The sequence below is a fragment of the Sphingomonas sp. G-3-2-10 genome (genome assembly GCF_012927115.1).
GTDB lineage: Bacteria > Pseudomonadota > Alphaproteobacteria > Sphingomonadales > Sphingomonadaceae > Sphingomonas.
The window spans coordinates 559420-578505 of sequence record NZ_JABBFY010000002.1; the positions used below are offsets into that span (position 1 = coordinate 559420).

22 protein-coding genes and 1 tRNA gene are annotated in these 19086 nt (G+C 65.9%); 10 read left to right on the forward strand and 13 right to left on the reverse strand.

Annotation, left to right across the window (positions count from 1 at the left end):
- Positions 1 to 11: 11 nt before the first annotated feature.
- Entirely contained in the window at positions 12 to 2288 is a 2277-nt protein-coding gene (ptsP, locus tag HHL13_RS19310; protein ID WP_169557556.1) for a phosphoenolpyruvate--protein phosphotransferase, read from the reverse strand.
- Between the two features lie 132 nt (positions 2289 to 2420).
- On the opposite strand from ptsP, the gene HHL13_RS19315 reads away from it, so the two are divergent.
- Together HHL13_RS19315 and HHL13_RS19320 are read left to right on the forward strand one after the other, a co-directional pair.
- Positions 2421 to 2762, forward strand: coding sequence for a PadR family transcriptional regulator (locus HHL13_RS19315; protein WP_206377134.1), 342 nt, complete (start codon positions 2421 to 2423; stop codon positions 2760 to 2762).
- Complete coding sequence (locus tag HHL13_RS19320; RefSeq protein WP_169557558.1) at positions 2762 to 3721, forward strand: hypothetical protein; 960 nt, start codon at positions 2762 to 2764, stop codon at positions 3719 to 3721. The genes HHL13_RS19315 and HHL13_RS19320 overlap by 1 nt, the downstream gene beginning before the upstream one ends.
- A 224-nt stretch (positions 3722 to 3945) precedes the next feature.
- Here the strand turns inward: HHL13_RS19320 and HHL13_RS19325 are convergent, their stop codons facing one another.
- The 4 genes from HHL13_RS19325 to HHL13_RS19340 form a co-directional block, all read right to left on the reverse strand.
- A complete protein-coding gene (locus tag HHL13_RS19325; protein WP_169557559.1) occupies positions 3946 to 4965 on the reverse strand; it encodes a nitronate monooxygenase in 1020 nt (339 codons plus the stop codon).
- Positions 4966 to 5039: 74 nt separating this feature from the next.
- On the reverse strand, positions 5040 to 5666 hold the full coding sequence (locus HHL13_RS19330) for a glutathione S-transferase (RefSeq protein ID WP_169557560.1): 627 nt from the start codon (positions 5664 to 5666) through the stop codon (positions 5040 to 5042).
- Positions 5656 to 6603: a rhodanese-related sulfurtransferase gene (locus HHL13_RS19335; RefSeq protein WP_169557561.1), complete on the reverse strand. Its 948-nt coding sequence runs from the start codon at positions 6601 to 6603 to the stop codon at positions 5656 to 5658. The genes HHL13_RS19330 and HHL13_RS19335 overlap by 11 nt, the downstream gene beginning before the upstream one ends.
- Positions 6604 to 6612: 9 nt before the next feature.
- Positions 6613 to 7866, reverse strand: coding sequence for an aspartate kinase (locus tag HHL13_RS19340; RefSeq protein ID WP_169557562.1), 1254 nt, complete (start codon positions 7864 to 7866; stop codon positions 6613 to 6615).
- A 70-nt stretch (positions 7867 to 7936) separates the two neighbouring features.
- On the opposite strand from HHL13_RS19340, the gene ubiG reads away from it, so the two are divergent.
- Entirely contained in the window at positions 7937 to 8656 is a 720-nt protein-coding gene (ubiG, locus tag HHL13_RS19345; RefSeq protein WP_240953903.1) for a bifunctional 2-polyprenyl-6-hydroxyphenol methylase/3-demethylubiquinol 3-O-methyltransferase UbiG, read from the forward strand.
- Positions 8657 to 8698: 42 nt separating this feature from the next.
- Here ubiG and HHL13_RS19350 read toward each other — a convergent pair whose 3' ends face one another.
- Positions 8699 to 9265 (reverse strand): hypothetical protein, encoded by a 567-nt coding sequence (locus HHL13_RS19350; protein ID WP_169557564.1) that lies wholly within the window; start codon positions 9263 to 9265, stop codon positions 8699 to 8701.
- A gap of 92 nt (positions 9266 to 9357) precedes the next feature.
- Positions 9358 to 9729: a tRNA-binding protein gene (locus HHL13_RS19355; RefSeq protein ID WP_169557863.1), complete on the reverse strand. Its 372-nt coding sequence runs from the start codon at positions 9727 to 9729 to the stop codon at positions 9358 to 9360.
- Between the two features lie 68 nt (positions 9730 to 9797).
- Here HHL13_RS19355 and HHL13_RS19360 point away from each other — a divergent pair, with 68 nt between their 5' ends.
- The gene (locus tag HHL13_RS19360) at positions 9798 to 9977 is read left to right on the forward strand and encodes a DUF3008 family protein (protein ID WP_169557565.1); all 180 of its coding nucleotides are present in this window, start codon (positions 9798 to 9800) and stop codon (positions 9975 to 9977) included.
- Positions 9978 to 10177: 200 nt separating this feature from the next.
- Here HHL13_RS19360 and HHL13_RS19365 read toward each other — a convergent pair whose 3' ends face one another.
- Positions 10178 to 10528, reverse strand: coding sequence for a GFA family protein (locus HHL13_RS19365; protein WP_169557566.1), 351 nt, complete (start codon positions 10526 to 10528; stop codon positions 10178 to 10180).
- 47 nt (positions 10529 to 10575) lie between these two features.
- Between HHL13_RS19365 and HHL13_RS19370 the strand changes: the two genes are divergently transcribed.
- The 4 genes from HHL13_RS19370 to HHL13_RS19385 are packed head-to-tail and all read left to right on the forward strand — an operon-like array spanning position 10576 to position 13153.
- Positions 10576 to 11262 carry an endonuclease gene (locus HHL13_RS19370; RefSeq protein WP_169557567.1) on the forward strand — a complete coding sequence of 229 codons (687 nt, stop codon included), beginning with the start codon at positions 10576 to 10578 and terminating at the stop codon, positions 11260 to 11262.
- 27 nt (positions 11263 to 11289) lie between these two features.
- Positions 11290 to 11985 carry a uracil-DNA glycosylase gene (gene ung / locus HHL13_RS19375; RefSeq protein ID WP_169557568.1) on the forward strand — a complete coding sequence of 232 codons (696 nt, stop codon included), beginning with the start codon at positions 11290 to 11292 and terminating at the stop codon, positions 11983 to 11985.
- Positions 11982 to 12545, forward strand: coding sequence for a hypothetical protein (locus HHL13_RS19380; RefSeq protein WP_169557569.1), 564 nt, complete (start codon positions 11982 to 11984; stop codon positions 12543 to 12545). Before ung ends, HHL13_RS19380 begins: the two co-directional genes overlap by 4 nt.
- Entirely contained in the window at positions 12542 to 13153 is a 612-nt protein-coding gene (locus tag HHL13_RS19385; protein ID WP_169557570.1) for a hypothetical protein, read from the forward strand. Before HHL13_RS19380 ends, HHL13_RS19385 begins: the two co-directional genes overlap by 4 nt.
- Before the next feature lie 73 nt (positions 13154 to 13226).
- On the opposite strand, the gene HHL13_RS19390 is transcribed toward HHL13_RS19385, so the two are convergent.
- Both HHL13_RS19390 and HHL13_RS19395 read right to left on the reverse strand, forming a co-directional pair.
- On the reverse strand, positions 13227 to 13838 hold the full coding sequence (locus HHL13_RS19390) for an LON peptidase substrate-binding domain-containing protein (RefSeq protein WP_169557571.1): 612 nt from the start codon (positions 13836 to 13838) through the stop codon (positions 13227 to 13229).
- Positions 13835 to 14731 carry a tetratricopeptide repeat protein gene (locus HHL13_RS19395; protein WP_169557864.1) on the reverse strand — a complete coding sequence of 299 codons (897 nt, stop codon included), beginning with the start codon at positions 14729 to 14731 and terminating at the stop codon, positions 13835 to 13837. Before HHL13_RS19395 ends, HHL13_RS19390 begins: the two co-directional genes overlap by 4 nt.
- A 205-nt stretch (positions 14732 to 14936) precedes the next feature.
- On the opposite strand from HHL13_RS19395, the gene HHL13_RS19400 reads away from it, so the two are divergent.
- Positions 14937 to 15011: transfer RNA gene (locus HHL13_RS19400), tRNA-Gly, on the forward strand.
- Between the two features lie 183 nt (positions 15012 to 15194).
- Here the strand turns inward: HHL13_RS19400 and HHL13_RS19405 are convergent.
- The 3 genes from HHL13_RS19405 to HHL13_RS19415 are packed head-to-tail and all read right to left on the reverse strand — an operon-like array spanning position 15195 to position 18185.
- Positions 15195 to 16523: a Gfo/Idh/MocA family oxidoreductase gene (locus HHL13_RS19405; protein WP_240953904.1), complete on the reverse strand. Its 1329-nt coding sequence runs from the start codon at positions 16521 to 16523 to the stop codon at positions 15195 to 15197.
- A 40-nt stretch (positions 16524 to 16563) separates the two neighbouring features.
- A complete protein-coding gene (locus HHL13_RS19410; protein ID WP_169557573.1) occupies positions 16564 to 17727 on the reverse strand; it encodes a Gfo/Idh/MocA family oxidoreductase in 1164 nt (387 codons plus the stop codon).
- 11 nt (positions 17728 to 17738) lie between these two features.
- A complete protein-coding gene (locus HHL13_RS19415) occupies positions 17739 to 18185 on the reverse strand; it encodes a cupin domain-containing protein (RefSeq protein WP_169557574.1) in 447 nt (148 codons plus the stop codon).
- A 92-nt stretch (positions 18186 to 18277) separates the two neighbouring features.
- Here HHL13_RS19415 and HHL13_RS19420 point away from each other — a divergent pair, with 92 nt between their 5' ends.
- Positions 18278 to 19075, forward strand: coding sequence for a DUF72 domain-containing protein (locus HHL13_RS19420; protein ID WP_169557575.1), 798 nt, complete (start codon positions 18278 to 18280; stop codon positions 19073 to 19075).
- Positions 19076 to 19086 lie beyond the last annotated feature (11 nt).

Consider the following 19086-nt stretch of genomic DNA (forward strand, 5'->3'; position numbering starts at 1 on the left):
CCAACGCCGGTTCAGGCCAGTTCGACGGAATGTTCCGACGCCCAGCCGCTCAGCGACTCGCGCAGTGATCCGGTCGGATGCGCCAGCGCCTCGCTCATATGCGCGACCAGCTTCTCGCGGTTCAGCGAACGGACCATCGCCTTGATCGGGCCGACCGCCGCCGGGGTGATCGAAAGCCGGTCGATCCCCAGCCCGATCAGCGCCATCGCTTCGAGAGGCCGCCCGCCCATCTCGCCGCACACCGCCACCTGCACGCCCGCCGCCTGCGCCTGTGCGGTCACGCGCTTCAGGAAACGCAGGATCGACGGACTCAGCCAGTCGTAGCGCAGCGCCAGCTTGGGATGCGCGCGGTCGGCGGCGAACAGGAACTGGGTCAGGTCATTGGTCCCGATCGACAGAAAATCGATCTTCGGCAACAGGATATCGAGCACCTCGGCCAGCGCCGGCACTTCGAGCATCGCGCCATAGCGGACTTCGCTGGGCAGCTTGTGTCCGCGCGCCGCCAGCCAGTTGCGCTGCGCTTCGAAGATCGCCTGCGCCGCTTCGAACTCCCAGGGTTCGGAAACCATCGGGAACATGATGTTCAGCGTCCGCCCCGCGCCCGCTTCGAGCAGCGCGCGCGCCTGCGCCTTCATCAGCCCTTCGCGCTCCAGCGCCAGCCGCAGCGCGCGCCAGCCCATCGCCGGATTCTCTTCCTCCCCGGCATCGTCATGGTTGAGATAGGGCAGCGCCTTGTCGCCGCCGATATCCACTGTGCGGAACGTAACCGGGCGATCGTTCGCGGCGTCGAGCACGTCCTTGTAGAGACGCCTTTGGGCTTCGCGCTGGGGCATGGTGGCCGAGACGAGGAACTGGAACTCGGTGCGGAACAGACCGATCCCGTCCGCGCCGGTCAGGTCGAGCGCGGCGATATCGTCGCGCAGCCCGGCATTGACCATCACCGTCACGCGGTGCCCGTCGGCGGTCACCGGCAATTCGCCCTTCAGGCTGGCGAAGGCGGCGCGGCGCTTCTGGCTCAGCGCCAGCTTGGCCTCGAACGCTTCCTCCATCGCCGTGGTCGGGCGGATGAACAGGCTTTCCTCGGTGACGTCGAGCAGCATCGGATCGCCTTCCGCGATCAGTTTGCGCACATCCTTGACCCGGCCGAGGATCGGCACGCCCATCGCCCGCGCCACGATGGTGACGTGCGCGGTCAGCGAGCCTTCCTCCAGCACCACGCCCTTCAGGCGCCGCCGGTCATATTCGAGCAGTTCGGCCGGCCCCAGATTCTTGGCGATCAGGATCGAATCCTGCCGCAGGCCCATCTGCGCCGCAGTGCCGAGCTGGCCGGAGACGATGCGGATCAGCCGGTTCGACAGATCCTCCAGATCGTGCATCCGGTCCCTGAGAAGGGGGTCGTCGATCTCGCGCATCCGCATCCGGGTACGCTGCTGCACGCGTTCGATCGCCGCTTCGGCAGTCAGGCCGCTGTCGATCGCTTCGTTGATCCGCCGCGACCAGCCTTCGTCGTAGGCGAACATCTTGTACATGGCCAAGACTTCGTCATGCTCGCCGCCGCCGCCGAATTCGGCCTGGTTCGCCATGCGGTCGATCTGCTCGCGCATCTTGTCGAACGCGGCATAGACGCGGTGCCGCTCGGCATCGGTATCCTCGGCGACCGTATGCTCGATGGTGATGCGCGGCTGGTGATAGACCGCGACTCCCGCTGCCATACCCTCGACGATCTTGAACCCCGACACGCGCACCGCCGCGGTCGATTGCGGGCGGATCGCACCACCCGCGCTGGCGTCGATCAGATCGGCATTGGCGATCAGCTCGGAAAGCACCATCGCCACGGTCTGCAACGCCTCGATCTCGACATCGGCATATTTGCGCGCGGCGGCATGCTGCACCGCCAGCACACCCACTGCCCGCTCGCGCCGGATGATCGGGACGCCGGCAAAGCTGTGATATTTCTCTTCGCCCGTTTCCGGACGATAGGCGAAGTCGGGATGGCTCGCCGCTTCGTCGAGGTTCAGCGTCTCGACATTGGCCGCGATCGTGCCGACCAGACCCTCGCCCATCGCCAGCGTCGTGACGTGGACCGCTTCCTGCGCCAGACCGCGCGTCGCGAACAATTCCAGCACGCCTTCGCGCAGCAGATAGATCGAGCAGACCTCGCTATCGAGCGCCTCGCCGATGATGTTCACCACCGAGTTGAGCTTGGATTGCGCGGGCAGGCGCTTCGCCATCACGTCGTGAAGACGGGTAAGAATCTCGCGAGCGGAAGCGATTGCGCCAAGGGCCATATGCCAGCGCTATCAGATCATCCCCCCTCTCGCCAACGCCCCTCCGCAATCAGCTTCGCATTCATGCCCCATTGCGCAGCTTTATACTATGTGACATACAGTGTGTGTCATACACGATGCGAGACACAGCCCGTGCCGATCGAAGAAGACCTGTTCGAGAAATTGCGCGTCGAGCTGCGCCGGGGATCGCTGGTGATCGCCGTGCTCGGGGCGCTGCGCGAGGAACGCTATGGCTACACGCTGCGCCAGAGCCTCGAGCAGGCCGGCCTGCCGATCGAGGAAAGCGCACTCTATCCGCTGCTGCGCCGGCTCGAGAGCCAGGGCCTGCTGACCAGCGAATGGCGCGAAGAGGCAAAGCGCAACAAGCGCTTCTACCGCCTCAGCCCCGAGGGCGTCGAAACCCTCGGCCAGTTGCTCGCCGAATGGAACGCGATCTCCGAATCGATCCTGCGCCTGACCGAAAGGGAAAAGTGATGGACCTTATCGACCGCTATCTGAACGCCATCCGTTGGAACCTGCCGGGCGGAAAAGCCGACGACATCGTCGCCGAGCTGCGCGACCTGATCGCCAGCCGGATCGAGGACCGCGAGGAAATGCTCGACCGGCCGCTGACCCGCGCCGAAACCAGCACTTTGCTCCGCGAATTCGGCCATCCGCTGGTCGTTGCCTCGCGCTACGGCAATCAGCAATCGCTGATCGGGCCGGAGATTTTCCCCTTCTATTTCTTCTCGCTCAAGGTCGCGCTCGCGATCAGCGGCGCGCTGCTGCTCGCCACGGGCTTGGTCCGCACGGTTCTCGCCGATCGCTCGACAGTTCAGGCCTTCGTCCAGAGCGTCGACGGAATCTGGTGGAGCCTGCTGAGCTGCGCCGCGCTGGTCACCCTGATCTTCGCCGTTCTCGAACGCACCGGCTGGCTGACCAAGCATCTCCAGCAATGGAAGCCCGAGCAATTGCCGGACGTCCGCGATTTCCGCCTCAAGCCCAAGAGCGTCTGGGAAAGCTGTTTCGAAGCGGCGATGAGCCTCGCCTTCCTCCTGTGGTGGGCCGGAGTGATCCAGCTGCCCAACTCGATGCGGCCCGGCATGGCGGTGGAATTCGCGCCTATCTGGACCCAGCTATGGTGGCCGATCTTCGGAATCGTCGCGGGCCGGCTGCTGCTCAACCTGATCCAGCTGATCCGCCCCCGCTGGCGCGCGCTGCAGGCCCTGCTTGCCACCGCCACCACTGCCGCTGCGCTGGCGACACTGGCGGCACTCTATCACGCGGGCCGTCTGGTCACGATCGTCTCGACCGAAATGGAACCGGTCAAGCTGGCGAAGACACAGGAGAGCCTCGACATGGCGCTCCATATCGGCCTGATCGCCATCGCCGCGATCTGGACGATCCAGTGGCTCACCGATCTGTGGAAGCTCTGGCGAATGCGCCGGGGTTGACCGGAACAGGAGAGGCTCCTCCTCCACTTCGTCAGCTCCGACTTATTCTGCACGATCCGGTAAGATGAGTTGGGTGAATAATGCTGTGCTCCGGCGAAGGCCGGAGCCCTGGCAATCACCGGATCTTCATACAACCAACGCTCCGGCCTTCGCCGGAGCACGACTGTTCGTTGCAAGGACGTAGGTACCAAACCAATCCGGGGTGACGGTTTAGCAAGCAGCTCTCAGGCCGCCCGCTTCTCCAACGCATGTGCGGCTTCGGCCATCAGCGTCGCGATGATGTCCGCGATCGGCTCCTCGGCCTTGACCATGCCGACCGACTGGCCCGCCATCAGCGATCCATTGTCGACATCGCCGTCGATCACGCCCTTGCGCAGCGCACCCGCCCAGTAATGCTCGATCTGAAGCTGCGCCTCCATCATCTCCACCTTGCCCTCGTCGAGCAGCTGCGCAACTTCGCGCTGCTTGGCGGTGAAGCTCTCGGTCGAGGCATTCTTCAGCGCGCGCACCGGAATGACGGGCAAGCGCGGATCGATCTGCACGCTGGCCACCGCATCGCGGGCCGAAGCGCGGATGAACGCCTTCTTGAAGTTCGGATGCGCGATGCTCTCGGTCGCGCAGACGAAGCGGGTGCCCAGCTGCACGCCCGCCGCGCCCTGATCGAGATAGCCCGCAATCGCTTCGCCCCGGCCGATCCCGCCCGCCACGAACACCGGCACCTGCTCGGACATTTCGGGCAGGATCTCCTGCGCCAGCACGCTGGTCGAAACCGGGCCGATATGCCCGCCGGCTTCCATTCCCTCGACCACCAGCGCATCGACGCCGCTGCGCACCAGCTTCTTCGCCAGGCTCAGCGCCGGCGCGAAGCAGATCAGCTTTGCGCCATTGGCCTTGATCGCATCCAGCGACCCCGCGGGCGGCAGGCCGCCGGCCAGCACGATATGGCTCACCTCGTGCTTCCGGCAGACCTCGATCAGGTCCATCAGCTGCGGGTGCATCGTGATCAGGTTCACCCCGAACGGCTTGTTCGTCAGCGCCTTGGTTCCGGCAATCTCGGCGTCGAGCAGCTCGGGCGTCATCGCCCCGCACGCGATCAGGCCGAAACCGCCGGCGTTCGACATCGCCGCGACAAGGTTGCGCTCGCTCACCCACGACATCGCGCCGCACATGATGGCGACTTCGCTACCGAGGAATTCGATGCCCCGCGCCATCCGGCGGGCGAGTCTTTCTTGGCCGACAGTCATCTTCGTAATGATCTTTCCGTGATTTGCGCGCGGACCTAGCGCCCGCATGGGGGACGGGGCAAGCGCCGAGTGCTTCAGCCGAGGTGCACGGGCAGGTCACCGGCACGCCATTGCGGGCGGTTGACCATGACTCGTTCGAACAAGGCCGAAGCCACACCTTCCGCCAGCCAGCGCCGCACCGCAGGCACCGGCTGCGCCGCGAACCAGTCCAGGTCGACCGCCGCGAACTGGCGCACGAAGGGCAGGATCGCCGCATCGGCCAGCATCCACCGGTCTCCGCTCAGATGCGATTGCCCGGCCAGCCGCCGCTCCAGCTCGCCGAGCATCACCAGTCCCTCGTCACGATGCGCCACCGGATCGGAGCCATGCCGATCGGGATATTTGTAGCGGTCGAGATGATGCTTGAAACGCTCGTCATTGGCCGCGATCAGCGCCACGTCGTCGCCAGCCTGCCAGCCCTCGGGATCGTTCCGCGCCAGCGCCCAACGCATGATGTCGATGCTCTCGGCTATCACCGCGCCGTCCGCCAGCACCAGCACCGGCACGGTGCCCTTGGGGGAGGCAGCGAGCATCTCGGCGGGCTTCTCGCGCAGCTTCACTTCGCGGATCTCGCACGCGGTCCCGCTGGCCAGCAGCGCCATCCGCGCCCGCATCGCATAGGGGCAGCGGCGAAAGCTGTAGAGGATCGGCTCAGTCAGCACCGTCGTCCGTGGGGAAGACCTTGCCGACATGCGCTTCGCCGCGCGCTTCGGCCAGCTTCGCCTGACGATGCCGCTCGGCATAACGCGCGCGCTGCTCGTCGGTCCGCTCCGCATGGCACGCCGGGCACGACACGCCTTCCTCGTAGTGCGGCGAAGCGCGCTCCTCCGGTCCCACCGGCATCCGGCACGCGCGGCACAGGTCATAGTCGCCCTGTTCGAGTCGGTGGCGAACGCTCACCCGCTCGTCGAACACGAAGCAATCGCCTTCCCAGCGGCTCTCGGCTTCGGGCACCTTCTCCAGATAGGCGAGGATGCCACCTTTCAGGTGATAGACCTGGTCGATCCCCTCGGCCTTGAGGAACGCGGTCGATTTCTCGCAGCGGATGCCGCCGGTGCAGAACATCGCGACCTTCGGCGCAACATCGAAACGCTCCCGATTTGCGCGAAACCAGTCCGGAAATTCGCGAAAACTCTTCGTTTTGGGATCGGTCGCGCCGGCGAAGGTGCCGATCGCGACTTCGTAATCGTTACGCGTATCGATCAGGATCGTACCCGGCTCGGCGATCAGCGCGTTCCAATCCTCGGGCATGACATAATGGCCGGTGTCGAGCGGATCCACGTCCGGCTCGCCCATCGTCACGATCTCGCGCTTCAGCCGCACCTTCATCCGGTGGAACGGCATCGCCGCCGCGCGCGATTCCTTCACGTCGATATCGGCACATCCCGGCAGCGCGCGGACGTGCGCCAGCACCGCCGCGATCGCGTCGTCGCTGCCCGCGATGGTCCCGTTGATCCCCTCGCGCGCCAGCAACAACGTGCCCTTCACGCCCTGCCCACAACAGAGCGCGGCCAGCTCGCGCTGGATCGCAGGCAGATCGTCAAACCGCGCGAACTGGTACAGCGCGGCGACGCGGATCGGCAGTTGGGTCTCGGTCACGCCCGCCCTTTAGGCGGCGGCGTCCTCGGCATCCAGCCCATAGGCAGTGTGCAGCACGCGAACGGCCAGTTCGGTCTCGTCCTCGTGAATCAGCACCGAGACCTTGATCTCGCTGGTCGTGATCGCCTGCACGTTGATGCCGCGATCGCCCAGCGTCTTGAACATGGTCGCCGCGACGCCCGCATGGCTGCGCATGCCCACGCCGACCACCGACACCTTCGACACGCGGGTATCGTGGAGCAGCTCGCCATAACCGATCGCTTCGTGCTGCCTCTCGAACACGTCGAGCACGCGGGCCAGCTCGGCCTGCGGCACGGTGAAGGTCACGTCGGTCGAACCCGTAGAATGCGCGATATTCTGCACGATCATATCGACATTGATGTTCGCCTCGGCCAGCGGCGTGAAGATCGACGCAACGGCGCCGGGGCGATCCGGGACTGCGGTCAGGGTGATCTTGGCTTCGTTCTTGTCGTGCGCGATGCCGGTGATGAGCTGGCGTTCCATGTCGTCGATTTCCTCTTCACCCACGATCAGCGTGCCGGGTTCGCTCTCGCCATCGGCATCGACGAACGAGGACAGCACCTGGACGCGGACATTTTCCTTCATCGCAAGGCCCACCGAACGCGTCTGGAGCACCTTTGCCCCGACGCTGGCAAGCTCGAGCATTTCTTCATAGGTCACGCGCTTCAGCTTGCGCGCCCTGGGGACGATGCGCGGATCGGTGGTATAGACCCCGTCCACATCGGTGTAGATGTCGCAACGGTCGGCCTTCATCGCCGCCGCCATCGCGACCGCCGACGTATCCGAGCCGCCGCGGCCCAAGGTCGTCACGCGCTCGCCCGCCGCCAGCCCCTGGAAGCCCGGAATCACCGCGACTTCGCCCGCGGCAAGGCTCGCGTTCAGCGCGGTCGTGTCGATATCGGCGATGCGCGCCGAGGCATGGCCGTCAGAGGTGCGGATCGGCAGCTGCCAGCCCATCCAGCTGCGCGCCTGCACGCCGATCGCCTGCAGCGCGATCGCCAGCAGCCCGCTGGTGATCTGCTCGCCGGCCGAGACGACGACGTCATATTCCTTGGGATCGTAGAGCGAGCTGGCTTCGCGGCAAAAGCCCACCAGACGGTCGGTCTCGCCCGCCATCGCCGAAACAACCACGGCAACTTCGTTGCCCGCGTCATGCTCGCGCTTCACGCGCGCGGCGACGTTGCGAATCCGCTCGATCCCCGCCATCGAGGTGCCGCCGAACTTCATCACGATACGTGCCATGGCTTTGGTCTTGCTTCCGGGCCTTGGGATAGAGAGGACGGGCTGATAGGAGCCGGTCATGGCAAAGGCAATGATAGCAACCATTGACCCGCGTGAAGCTGAGCATTTCGGCAAGCTCGCGGCGGACTGGTGGAATCCGAAGGGCTCCTCGGCGATGCTCCACCGGCTCAATCCGGCGCGGCTCGCCTATCTGCGCGACGCGATCGACGACCATTGGAGCGGAGACACCGCCGGCTTCGCGCCATTGGCGGGCAAGACCGCGATCGATGTCGGCTGCGGTGCGGGTCTGCTCACCGAACCGCTCGCACGCCTCGGCGCAAGGGCGACCGGCCTCGACGCCGCGCCCGAGAATATCGGCGCCGCGCGCGCCCATGCCGAAGCCTCGGGCCTCGACGTCGAATATCTCGCCGGCGAAATCCAGGCGCTCGGCGGCCGCACGTTCGACCTCGTCGTCTCGATGGAAGTGATCGAGCATGTCGCCGACGTGCCCGCCTTTATCGCCGGTCTCGAAGCCGCGCTCGCGCCCGGCGGGCTGATGGTCCTCTCCACCCCCAACCGCACCTTGCTGTCGCACTTGGCGATGATCACCATCGGCGAAGGCACCGGCGCGGTGCCCAAGGGCACGCACGACTGGAACCAGTTCCTCACCCCCGACGAACTGACCGAAGCGCTCGCAGTGTCGGGCCTGAAGGTCACCGACGTCCAGGGCCTCGGCTTCTCCCCCGCGCGCGGCTTCGTGCTGCGCGAGGATACCAGCCTCGACTATCTGGTGACCGCCGTCCGCGCCTGACGAGTCCGATCCTCCCCCGCACCCCCGGGGAGGATGAGCGCCTTACTGCACCTGTCCGTAATTCATCACCGCGACCGCGCCGATATCGATCGTCTGCTTCGCGGTGTTGACGTGCAGCGCCGCCGACAATTCGCCCTTGGCATAGTCGCGATCGGCCTTGCCGGTGACGTGGAAGAATTTCCACGTGCCGTCGATGTCGAGATTCTGCTTGCTGAACAGCGCCGTATAGGGCGCCGCGCTCAGCTGGAGCTGGACCGCGTGGATCCGCCCGGTGGTGGCGCCGTCCGCCCCCTTCTCCAGCCGCGCGTAGAAAGCGACGGTGATCTTGTCGCCCTTCTTCACCGGCTTGAGCAGCGGCGAATTGACGCCCACGCTCCACGGGTTGCCGCCGCCCGGAAGGTCGATCCGGATCGCCTTGCCGAACTGGACCTTCTCGTCCTTGATCGGCTTGGGCTTTCCGCCGCCCGCCAGGCCATAGACCTGCAACGCATCGGGATTCGGATTGTTGAGAATGTCCGGATCGACCGCGGTCTGCGCGATCAGCGGCCCCGCCACCATCGCTCCCGGAACCGCCAGCGCGGCAAGCGCCAGCGCAATACGCATTTTCATATATGCCTCCCCTCTTGTGCTTTTGCGCAGAGGCTATGGCGAGATCGCGCGCCGATCAATCGAAAATGTTAGCGCTACCGATAGAATGGAATTCAGAACAGCCGCCCGCCGTCCGGCACCGTAACGGTCGGACGAAACAGCACGACCTTGCCCTCCGCATCTGGAAAGCCGAGCGTCAGTACTTCGGACATCATCTTGCCGATCTGGCGCGGCGGGAAATTGACGACCGCCGCCACCTGCGTGCCGGGAAGTTCCTCCAGCGTGTAATGTTCGGTGATCTGCGCCGAGGAGCGCTTCTTCCCGATCGCCGGGCCGAAATCGATCAGCAGCTTGTACGCCGGCTTGCGCGCCTCGGGGAACGGCAGCGCCTCCAAAATCGTCCCCACGCGAATATCGACCGCGAGAAACTGGCCGAAGTCGATCGTCTCGGCCGCGGGCGCCGCCGCATCGTGAGTCATGTGCATCTTGTCGCTCCGCGCGGAACGCACGCTCGCGCTCCCGGTTGATGCTGCACCCCATAGGAGCAAGCCCGATGCCCGCAAAGTCCGCCGCCCAGCAAAAAGCCGCCGGCGCCGCCCTGTCCGCGAAACGCGGCGACACGCCCAAGTCCAAGCTCAAGGGTGCATCGAAGCAGATGGTCGAATCGATGACCGAGAAGCAGCTCGAGGAATTCGCCCACACGAAGCGCAAGGGCAAACCCGAGCATGTGTGAGTGCGACTCAGGCGCGCCATCCACACCATCACCCCGGATCTGTTCGGGGCATATCCCTTTCGACCAAACGGGCGTTTTCGTGCCCCGGCGAAGGCCGGAGCGTTGGAGGTAGAGGAGGATGTTGCCAGCACTCCGGCCTTCGCCGGAGCACGGTTACCTGGTCGAAAGGGATAAACGCCGAACGGGTCCGGGTGACGAAACTATAAACTCGCCCCGTCGAAATTCTGCACCGCCAGCGCCTCCACATCGATCCCGTCGGCGCAGCGCAGGTTGATCACCACCACTTCCTTGCCGTCCGGCCCGGTCCCGCCGCCATAGGGCGAGCAGCCGCAGGTCGCGCAGAAACGGTGCCCGATCACCTCCGACTTGAAACGATACTCGGTGCTCGCATCCTCGCCGCGGAGCAACGTGAACTTCTCCGGCGAAGTGAAGTGCAGCAGATAGCCCTTCCGTCGGCAGATCGAGCAATTGCACGCCATCGCCCCTGCCGGCGCCTCCTCGTCCAGCGTATAGGCGATCGCGCCGCAATGGCAGCTTCCGGTCACCGGCATCCGACTCTCCTTTGCTTAAGTTCCCGATATGTTCTATATCGCAATCGATGCAGGTGCAATTCGGCTTTTGCGGGCATGACGAGATCGCCCGGTGGAGTGCCGCGCTGTCGCCGCTGGTCGCGGGCGCGGACCAGCTGCCCCGGCGCAAGCCCATCGGCCAGCTGGTCAAATCGATGATCAGCGGCCGCACCCGCGATCCGGTATCTCTGCGTGCCTATCGCCGGTTGCGCGAACGCTATGGCGCCGCCGCCCGTATCGCCGCGGCGAAGCCCCAGGAGATCGAAAACACCATCGCCGACGTCACCTTTCCCGAATCCAAGGCGAAATGGCTGGTCGGCGCGCTGCGACGGATCGGGCGCGAACGGCCCGATTACCGGCTCGACTTTCTCGGCGAACTCCCGCTCGATCAGGCGCTGGTCTGGCTCGAGCGCCTGCCCGGCGTCGGCCGCAAGGTTGCGGCGTCGACCCTCAACGCCAGCACGCTCAACCGCCCGATGCTGATCGTCGACGGTCATGTCCAGCGCGTGCTGTGCCGTCTCGGGCTGGTTGCGGCCGATGCCGGGGCGCGCGACGCCAGCGAAGTCGTGACCGCCGCGATGCCGGACTGGTCGGGCGACGATTTCCTGCGTTTTCATATCGGCGCCAATCGCCTCGGCCAGCGCATCTGCCGCCCCGAAACGCCCGATTGCGCGGCCTGCCCGCTCGCCGCCGACTGCCGCGCCCGATTGACGTAAGCGCCGCGCCTGCCCCATCCCCTCGGCATGGCCGAGATCAAACTGCACCCAAGCTGGCTCGAACCGCTGCGTGAGGAATTCGCCAGCCCCTATATGGCGGCGCTCCGCGAGTTCCTCGTCGCCGAAAAGGCCGCGGGCAAGCGCATCTTCCCCGCCGGCAGCAACTGGTTCCGCGCCCTCGACCTGACCCCGCTGGAGGAGGTTCGCGTCGTGATCCTCGGCCAGGACCCCTATCATGGCGAGGGGCAGGCACACGGCCTGTGCTTCTCGGTCCAGCCCGGCGTCCGCACACCGCCCAGCCTGGTCAATATCTACAAGGAGATGCAGGCCGATCTCGGCATCGCCCCGGCGCGCCACGGCTTCCTCGAACATTGGGCGCAACAGGGCGTGCTGCTGCTCAATGCGGTGCTCACGGTGCAGATGGGCAACGCCGCCTCGCATCAGGGCAAGGGCTGGGAGAAGTTCACCGACGCGGTGATCCGCCTCGTCAACGCCAGCCCGAACCCCACCGTGTTCCTGCTGTGGGGCAGCCACGCGCAGAAGAAAGCGGCGTTCGTCGATTCGATCGATCGCGGCGGGCGGCATCTCGTCCTCAAATCGCCGCACCCCTCGCCACTCTCCGCCCATGCCGGCTTCTTCGGCAATCATCACTTCTCGAAAGCCAATGCCTTCCTCGAATCGCATGGCCGCAAGCCGATCGACTGGGAGCTGCCCGCGCTATGAAACCGCTGCTGTTCCTCGCCCCGCTGGCGCTCACCGCTGCCGCACCGCCCCCGCAGGACGCCTTCATGGGCCGGCTCCAGTCGCTGTGCGGCAAGGCGTTCGCCGGAAAGGTCGTCAGCACCGACGCGGCCGACGCCAGCTTCGCGGATAAGCCGCTGGTGATGCATGTCCGCACCTGCACTGCCGATGGCGTCCGCATCCCCTTCCATGTCGGGGAGGATCGCTCGCGCACTTGGGTTATCACCCGCACCGCCACCGGCCTGCGCCTCAAGCACGATCATCGCCACGAGGACGGCCAGCCCGACAAGACCAGCATGTATGGCGGCGACACCGCGGCGTCCGGATCGGCCACGCGGCAGGAATTTCCGGTCGATGCCGAATCGATCGCGATGTTCCGCGCGAATAATCTCACCGCCTCGGTCACCAATGTCTGGGCCGTCGAAGCCTCGCCCACCGTCTTTGCCTATGAACTCCGCCGCGCGAACCGCCATTTCCGCGTCGAGTTCGACCTGACCGAACCGGTCGCCGCGCCTCCGCCGCCCTGGGGCGTCGCGCAATGATCGCTCGCCTTGCCGGCCTGTTCGTGCTGCTCGCGGTCCCGGCGCAGGCACAGGTCGTGGGTGACGACGCCGAACTGGTGCAGGTCCGCCCCGGCCCGAAGCGGCACTTCAACGGCGATCAATATGATGGCCCCGGCAAGGTCCGCGCTGCCTATGTCGTCGCCGGCGACCGCCTCGTCGCGGGCGAAGTGCGCGGCAAATATCGTCTGGTCACCTTCGTCCCGGCAGGCGGCGGGCGCCACACCACCGGCTGGATCGAAAGCGCGGCGCTCACCAGAGTCTCGCTGCCTCGAGCGACACCTGCTTCATGGATCGGCGACTGGACGGGCTGGTACGCCGACATCGCAATCGCCCGGGGTGCGCGTCGGGGCGTGCTCAAGGCCAGCGGCGAAGCGACCTACGGGATGCACGACAAGGATCGCGTCGCGCGCGGAGCGATCAATTTCGGGAGTTTCGACGGCGAGGCGCAGCCATCGGGCGATCGCATCCTCTTCTCGGACGAATTATGCACGGTCTCGCTGCGCCTGCTCGGCACCTATTTGCTGGCGACGGACAATGGCAATTGCGGCGGCCTGAACGTCAGTTTCTCCGGGGTCTACCGCCGCTGACCCGGATTCAGCGGAGCTGAACCGGCTGCGGTGCCGGGCGGGGGAGCGGGCCGGGACCGTTAAACAATGACGTCTATTGCAGCGTGACGATGCCCTCGTCGCCATGCCGTCCGAAGAACTGCATCAGCTGCACGATCAGGTCCGCCCGGCCCGATAGCGAATCGGCTTCCAGCAGCGCCTGTTTGGACGCCGCGTCGAACGGCGCGATCTGGGCGATGCCGTTGACCAGCGACGAATCGTCGAGCCGCGTCACCGCTTCCCAATCGACCGCATAGCCCTGCGCATCGGCAAAGCGCCGCGACTCGATCTCCAGCGATGCGCGCTCGCCCAGCGACAGCGTCTCGTCCTCGCGCACGGCTTCCAGCTCGGCTTCGACCTGCCGGAACGGGGTGGTCACGTCGAGTTCGCGCAGGATGGTGAAGCGCGCCAGCCCTTCGAGCACAAGGTTGAACCGCCCATCCTCCAGCGCCTCGACATCGGCGATCCGCCCGACGCATCCCATGTCGAACAGCGGCACCGGTTCGCCTTCGCCGCGCGGCTGGATCATCCCGATCCGCCGGTCGCGCGCCAGCGCGTCGTTGACCATCGCCTTGTAGCGCGGCTCGAAGATGTGGAGCGGCAGGTGCATCCCCGGGAACAGCAAGGCCCCCGCCAGCGGAAAGATCGAGAGCCGGGTTGCGGTCATCCGAACAGGATGGCCGACAGCTTCCGCCGTTGCGCCGAAACCCAGGGATCCTCAAGGCCGACCACTTCGAACAGCTTGAGCAGCCGCTGGCGCGCCGCGCCTTCGTTCCACTCGCGATCGTCGGCGATCATGCGCAGCAGCGTCTCGGCAGCACCGTCGCGGTCGCCGGCCGCCATCTGGCCACCGGCCAGTTCCAGCCGGGCGTCCATATCCTCGGGGTTGGCCGCGGCATGAGCGGCGAGACCCGAAATATCCTCGACCGGAGTCGCTTCCTTGGCCAGCGTGATCGCGGCGCGGGCGCGCTCCACCTCGGGCGATTTCGAAACCTCCTCGGGCAGGTCGGCCAGCGCGATCTCCGCTTCGCCCAGCCGGTCGAGCGCCAGCAGCGACCGCGCGCGGCCCGCAGCCACGCCTGGATGCGCCGGCGCCATCTCGCCGATCTGGTCGAACACGGCCAGCGCGCGCTCGGCGTCGCCATCGGCCAGAATCTGCTCGGCCATTTCCAGCAGCGGCTCCACTTCGGCTTCCAGCGCAGTGTCCTCGCTCTGCACCGGTAACTGGCGCAGCATCTGGTCGAGCATCGCCTTGATCTGCGATTCGGTCCGCGCCTGGCTCAGATCGGCGATCGGCTGGCCCTGGAACATCGCATAGACGGTCGGGATCGAGCGCACCTGAAACTGGCTGGCGATGAACTGATTCTTGTCGACGTCGATCTTGGCCAGCACCACGCCCTTCGACGCATAATCCGCGGCGACCTTTTCGAGCACCGGGGTCAGCTGTTTGCACGGCCCGCACCATTCGGCCCAGAAATCGAGGATCACGAGATTGGTCATCGAAGGCTCGACGACGTCGCGGCGGAAGGCGTCGACGGCTTCGCGTTCGGCGGCGGTCAATGCGGCGGTGGCCAAGGGGGAAACTCCCGATTCTCTGGTTGCTGCGGTACGGCGGCTTATGTGGGGTCTCGGCGCTTCGAGGCCAAGCCTTTTTGCCCGTTTCGATTTTTCCGTGATTCAGGGGGTTGCCCCCCACCGGGACCGATGCTAGTGGCCGCCGCCTTGCCCCGGTACGTGCGAAATCACGGACCACCAAGACGCCAGAGCGGGCGTAGCTCAGGGGTAGAGCACGACCTTGCCAAGGTCGGGGTCGAGGGTTCGAATCCCTTCGCCCGCTCCAGCTTCTCGCCGCGATTGAGCGGCGCTAGATCACGAACTTGCGAGAAGCCCGGCCAGCGCAGCAGCTGCGACTGACGACGCGGCTTTGCCGCGGCGCAATCCCGCAACGCCCCGAATCAAAAAAGCAGGGCCCAGCCACGCCCGACCGACTGAACCCCCGAGGGGAGTTCGTCCGCCCGATTCGCTACACCGCGTATTTCGCGCGCTGCGGCCGGCTCAGCATCGCATTCGCCGCGTCGTCGCCGATGAACCGCTCGGCGACAGGGTCCCATTTCAGCCGCCGCCCGGTCTTCATCGCGATCCAGTGGAGCAGGCAGGTCGAACAGCCGCGATGCCCCACTTCGGCCGATGCGCTGACCGGAACCCCGGTGCGAATCGCATCGAGCCAGTTCCGGTGCTGTTCGGGCGCCTTGTAGAGCTGCACTTCGTCCGGCCCGATCACGCTGGTCAGGATCTTCGGATCGCTCGCCTGCAGCGGATCGACCTGCGGTCCGGCGGGATCGCTCGGCGTCACCGGACCGCTCCGGGTCACGAAGATCCAGCCCTTGCTCCCGATGAACTTCACGCCGTTGGGCAGCGCGCCCGATACGGTCATCGTCACGCCATTGGCATAGCGGGCATGGGTCTCGAACGGGCCGTGGACGTTCCACAGGCCGCTTTTGGGGAACTCGGCGCTGCCCCAGATCTCCACCGGGCCCGAATGCTCCATGTCCATGCCCCAATGGGCGATATCGATATGGTGCGCGCCCCAGCCGGTGATCATCCCCGCGCCGAACTGCTCCATCCGCAGCCAGCCGGGCCGCGCTTCGAACGAGTCCTGCGGATGCACCCGCATCTCGGTATAATAGGCCTCGGGCGTGGTCCCCAGCCATGCGTCGTAGTTGAGCCCCGCCGGGATCGGCATCGGCGGCGCATCGGGCCCGGAAGGATCGCCCGGCAGCCCGATTTCGACATGCCTGAGCTTTCCGATCCGCCCGTTGCGCACCAGCTCGCACGCGCGGTGGAATTGCGGCCACGGCGTCTGCCCCCGCTGCTGTGATCCGATCTGCAGCACCCGGCCCGATGCCTTCACCGCATCGGCCATCGCTCGCCCCTCGGCGATGGTCAGCGAAGCGGGCTTCTGGAGATAGACGTCCTTGCCCGCGCGCACCGCATGGATCGCGAGCGGCGCGTGCTGGTGATCCGGCGTCGAGATCAGCACCGCATCGATATCCTTCGCAGCGATCAGCTCGCGATAATCGCTGTAGCCGCGCGTGCCTGAATAAGCTTTGCCCAGCTTCTCGCTGTATCGGTCGTCGACCAGCTGCTGACCCGCGCCCAGCCGGCGGATGTCGACATCGCACACCGCCACTACCTGCGCGTCTTCGTGGCGCATCGTCTCCTTGATGTCGTGGATGCGGCCGATCCGCCCCACCCCTATCGCGCCCACCGTCACGCGGTTGCTCGGCGCATTCTGCCCGAACACGCTGGCCGGCACGATCATCGGGAAGCCCGCAGCTGCCCCCGCCTTCATTATTCCGCGTCTGGACAGCTGCATCGGCGTCTCCCTCTCGTCAGGCGATCATCGGCCGGGTGGCCTGTTTCTGGGCCTTGAGCACCAGTTCGGCGGCAAGCAGCGCCTGATCCTGATCCTGCGCGACCGAGGTCCGCTCGACCACGTCGCTCACGAATTGCGGGCCGAACGGCAGATGGACCTGCGAACAGTCCATGTAGCGGCTGCCCTTCTTGTCGGTGATCAGCAGATGGTTGCCGCCGGGCCGCCCGGCCACATCGATATATTTGCGCAGCTCGATAAAGCCCTCGGTCCCCAGCAGGAACAGCCGCCCGTCACCCCAGGTCGCAAGGCCGTCGGGGGTGAACCAGTCGACCCGGATATAGCCGGTGCCGCCGTTTCCGGTGACGGTCATGTCGCCGAAATCCTCGAACTTGGGCCGCTTGCCCCAGTTGAGATTGCCGGCCTGCGCAGCGACCACCTGCGCCTTGGTCGTGCCGGTGTAGAACAGGAACTGGTCGGCCTGATGGCTGCCGATATCGGTCAGGATGCCGCCATAGCGCGCCTTGTCCCAGAACCAGTCGGGCCGGCTCGGCTCGTTCACCCGGTGCGGCGCGAGGTTGACCGTCTGGACCACCTTGCCGATCGCGCCCTGCTGCACCAGCTGCCCGGCCATCACCGCGGACCGCACCTCGAGCCGCTCGGAATACATGATCGCGAACTTCTTCCCCGTCGCCTTCACCGCGCGGCGCACATCGGCAAGCTGCTTCAGCGTCGTGATGCCCGGCTTGTCGACCAGCACGTCCTTGCCCGCCTTCATGCAGCGAATGCCGAGCGGCGCGCGCAGGTCCGGGATCGGCGCGGCGACGACCAGCTGGATAGACTTGTCCTCGACGATTTCGTCCTCGCTGCGCGCCAGCACCGCTTGGGGATAGCGTTTGCGGAACGTGTCGATCTGCTTCGGATCGCTGGCGAAGAACGCCACCAGCGTGCCGCCGCCGCGGATCATCGCATCGGTCATCGAATAGATGTGCGAATGGTCCAGCCCGATCACCGAGAAGCGGATGCGGTGCTTCGCCATCGGCTCGGGCCCGGCAGGTGCGGCTTCGCTGCTCACTGCGTTGCCCTGAGTCGCCGACTGGGCCAGCGCTTCGTGCGAGAAGGCCGCGGCCAGCCCGGCAAGCCCGGCGCCGGCGAGAATGGAACGGCGGTCGATCTCGGTCATCTGAAACTCCTTCAGCGTTTCGGTGTCGCCGGCGTCTTCCAGTTGATGACGTGGTAGGTCGTCGGCCCCGAACCGACATTGCGCAGCGCGTGCGGCGAATTGGAAGCGTTGAAGATCACCGATCCCGGCCCCAGCCGCTTCCACGTCCCGCCGTTCAGCACTTCGACCGTGCCTTCGCGGATGATCACCAGTTCCTCGTTGGGATGGGTGTGCGGCGGATGCGACGTCGTGCCGGGATTGAGGGTGGTGACGTGCATCTCCAGCTCGTCGAGCGTCGCGGTCGGCTGGCGCACCAGATCGCGCAGCGCACCGACTTCGGTGGTCTTCACCGGCATCGCGCTCCAGTCCCACACCGCCGGACCGAGGATCGCGGGCGCGCTCTGGGCCAGGGCCGCCGCCGACCAGGTCGCCGCCGCTGCCAGTCCCGCCACGATCAGATCCCTGCGCCCGATCCGCATATGCCTCTCCCAACCCGGTTCAATTGTCCGAGTTAATGTACGCTATCGCGTCACCCCGTGCGTGTCGAGAGGGTTTCGCCTAGGCTCGTTCCATGAGCGCACCCATACGAGTCGGAATCGGCGGCTGGACCTTCGAACCTTGGCGGGGGACCTTCTACCCTGAAGGTCTCAGCCAGAAGAAAGAGCTGGAATATGCCTCGCGCCAGCTCACCGCGATCGAGATCAACGGCACCTATTATTCGGGCTTCAAGCCCGCGACCTTCGCGGGTTGGCGGGATACCGCGCCCGAGGGCTTCGTCTATGCCGTGAAGGCCTCGCGCTTCTGCACCAATCGCAAGGTGCTGGCCGAAGCCGAACCGTCCATCGCGAAGTTCGTGGGACAGGGCATCGTCGAGCTGGGCGACAAGCTCGGGCCGATCCTGTGGCAGTTCATGGCCACCAAGAAGTTCGACGCGGACGATTTCGGCGCGTTCCTCAAGCTGCTTCCGCAAGCGCATGAAGGCGTGAAGCTGCGCCACGCGATCCAGGTCCGCCACGAAAGCTTCCATGTGCCCGAATTCGTCGCGATGTGCCGCGATGCCGGCGCCGCGATCGTCTTCGCCGATTCGCCGACCTATCCGGCGATCGCCGACATCACCGGCGACTTCGTATATGCCCGGCTCGAAGCCGGCGAGGACGACAACCCGCTCTGCTATCCTGAGCCGGACATCGGCAAATGGGCAAAGGTCGCGAAGGAATGGGCCAATGGCGGAAAGCCGGACGGTCTCCCCTACGTCACCACCGAAGGCCCGCCGAAGCAGCCCAGAGAGACCTTCATCTTCTTCATCAGCGGCGGCAAAGTCCGCGCCCCCGCGGCCACGCAGGAACTGATCAGGCGCGTATCAGAATAGCGGCCGCCCGC

Bases quoted from the DNA above. Each gene is read 5' to 3' on its own strand.
- ptsP (WP_169557556.1), bottom strand. From the start codon at position 2,288: ATGGCCCTTGGCGCAATCGCTTCCGCTCGCGAGATTCTTACCCGTCTT.
- HHL13_RS19320 (WP_169557558.1), top strand. From the start codon at position 2,762: ATGGACCTTATCGACCGCTATCTGAACGCCATCCGTTGGAACCTGCCG.
- HHL13_RS19325 (WP_169557559.1), bottom strand. From the start codon at position 4,965: ATGACTGTCGGCCAAGAAAGACTCGCCCGCCGGATGGCGCGGGGCATC.
- HHL13_RS19340 (WP_169557562.1), bottom strand. From the start codon at position 7,866: ATGGCACGTATCGTGATGAAGTTCGGCGGCACCTCGATGGCGGGGATC.
- ubiG (WP_240953903.1), top strand. From the start codon at position 7,937: ATGATAGCAACCATTGACCCGCGTGAAGCTGAGCATTTCGGCAAGCTC.
- HHL13_RS19350 (WP_169557564.1), bottom strand. From the start codon at position 9,265: ATGAAAATGCGTATTGCGCTGGCGCTTGCCGCGCTGGCGGTTCCGGGA.
- HHL13_RS19355 (WP_169557863.1), bottom strand. From the start codon at position 9,729: ATGCACATGACTCACGATGCGGCGGCGCCCGCGGCCGAGACGATCGAC.
- HHL13_RS19360 (WP_169557565.1), top strand. From the start codon at position 9,798: ATGCCCGCAAAGTCCGCCGCCCAGCAAAAAGCCGCCGGCGCCGCCCTG.
- HHL13_RS19365 (WP_169557566.1), bottom strand. From the start codon at position 10,528: ATGCCGGTGACCGGAAGCTGCCATTGCGGCGCGATCGCCTATACGCTG.
- HHL13_RS19370 (WP_169557567.1), top strand. From the start codon at position 10,576: ATGCAGGTGCAATTCGGCTTTTGCGGGCATGACGAGATCGCCCGGTGG.
- ung (WP_169557568.1), top strand. From the start codon at position 11,290: ATGGCCGAGATCAAACTGCACCCAAGCTGGCTCGAACCGCTGCGTGAG.
- HHL13_RS19380 (WP_169557569.1), top strand. From the start codon at position 11,982: ATGAAACCGCTGCTGTTCCTCGCCCCGCTGGCGCTCACCGCTGCCGCA.
- HHL13_RS19385 (WP_169557570.1), top strand. From the start codon at position 12,542: ATGATCGCTCGCCTTGCCGGCCTGTTCGTGCTGCTCGCGGTCCCGGCG.
- HHL13_RS19390 (WP_169557571.1), bottom strand. From the start codon at position 13,838: ATGACCGCAACCCGGCTCTCGATCTTTCCGCTGGCGGGGGCCTTGCTG.
- HHL13_RS19405 (WP_240953904.1), bottom strand. From the start codon at position 16,523: ATGAAGGCGGGGGCAGCTGCGGGCTTCCCGATGATCGTGCCGGCCAGC.
- HHL13_RS19410 (WP_169557573.1), bottom strand. From the start codon at position 17,727: ATGACCGAGATCGACCGCCGTTCCATTCTCGCCGGCGCCGGGCTTGCC.
- HHL13_RS19415 (WP_169557574.1), bottom strand. From the start codon at position 18,185: ATGCGGATCGGGCGCAGGGATCTGATCGTGGCGGGACTGGCAGCGGCG.
- HHL13_RS19420 (WP_169557575.1), top strand. From the start codon at position 18,278: ATGAGCGCACCCATACGAGTCGGAATCGGCGGCTGGACCTTCGAACCT.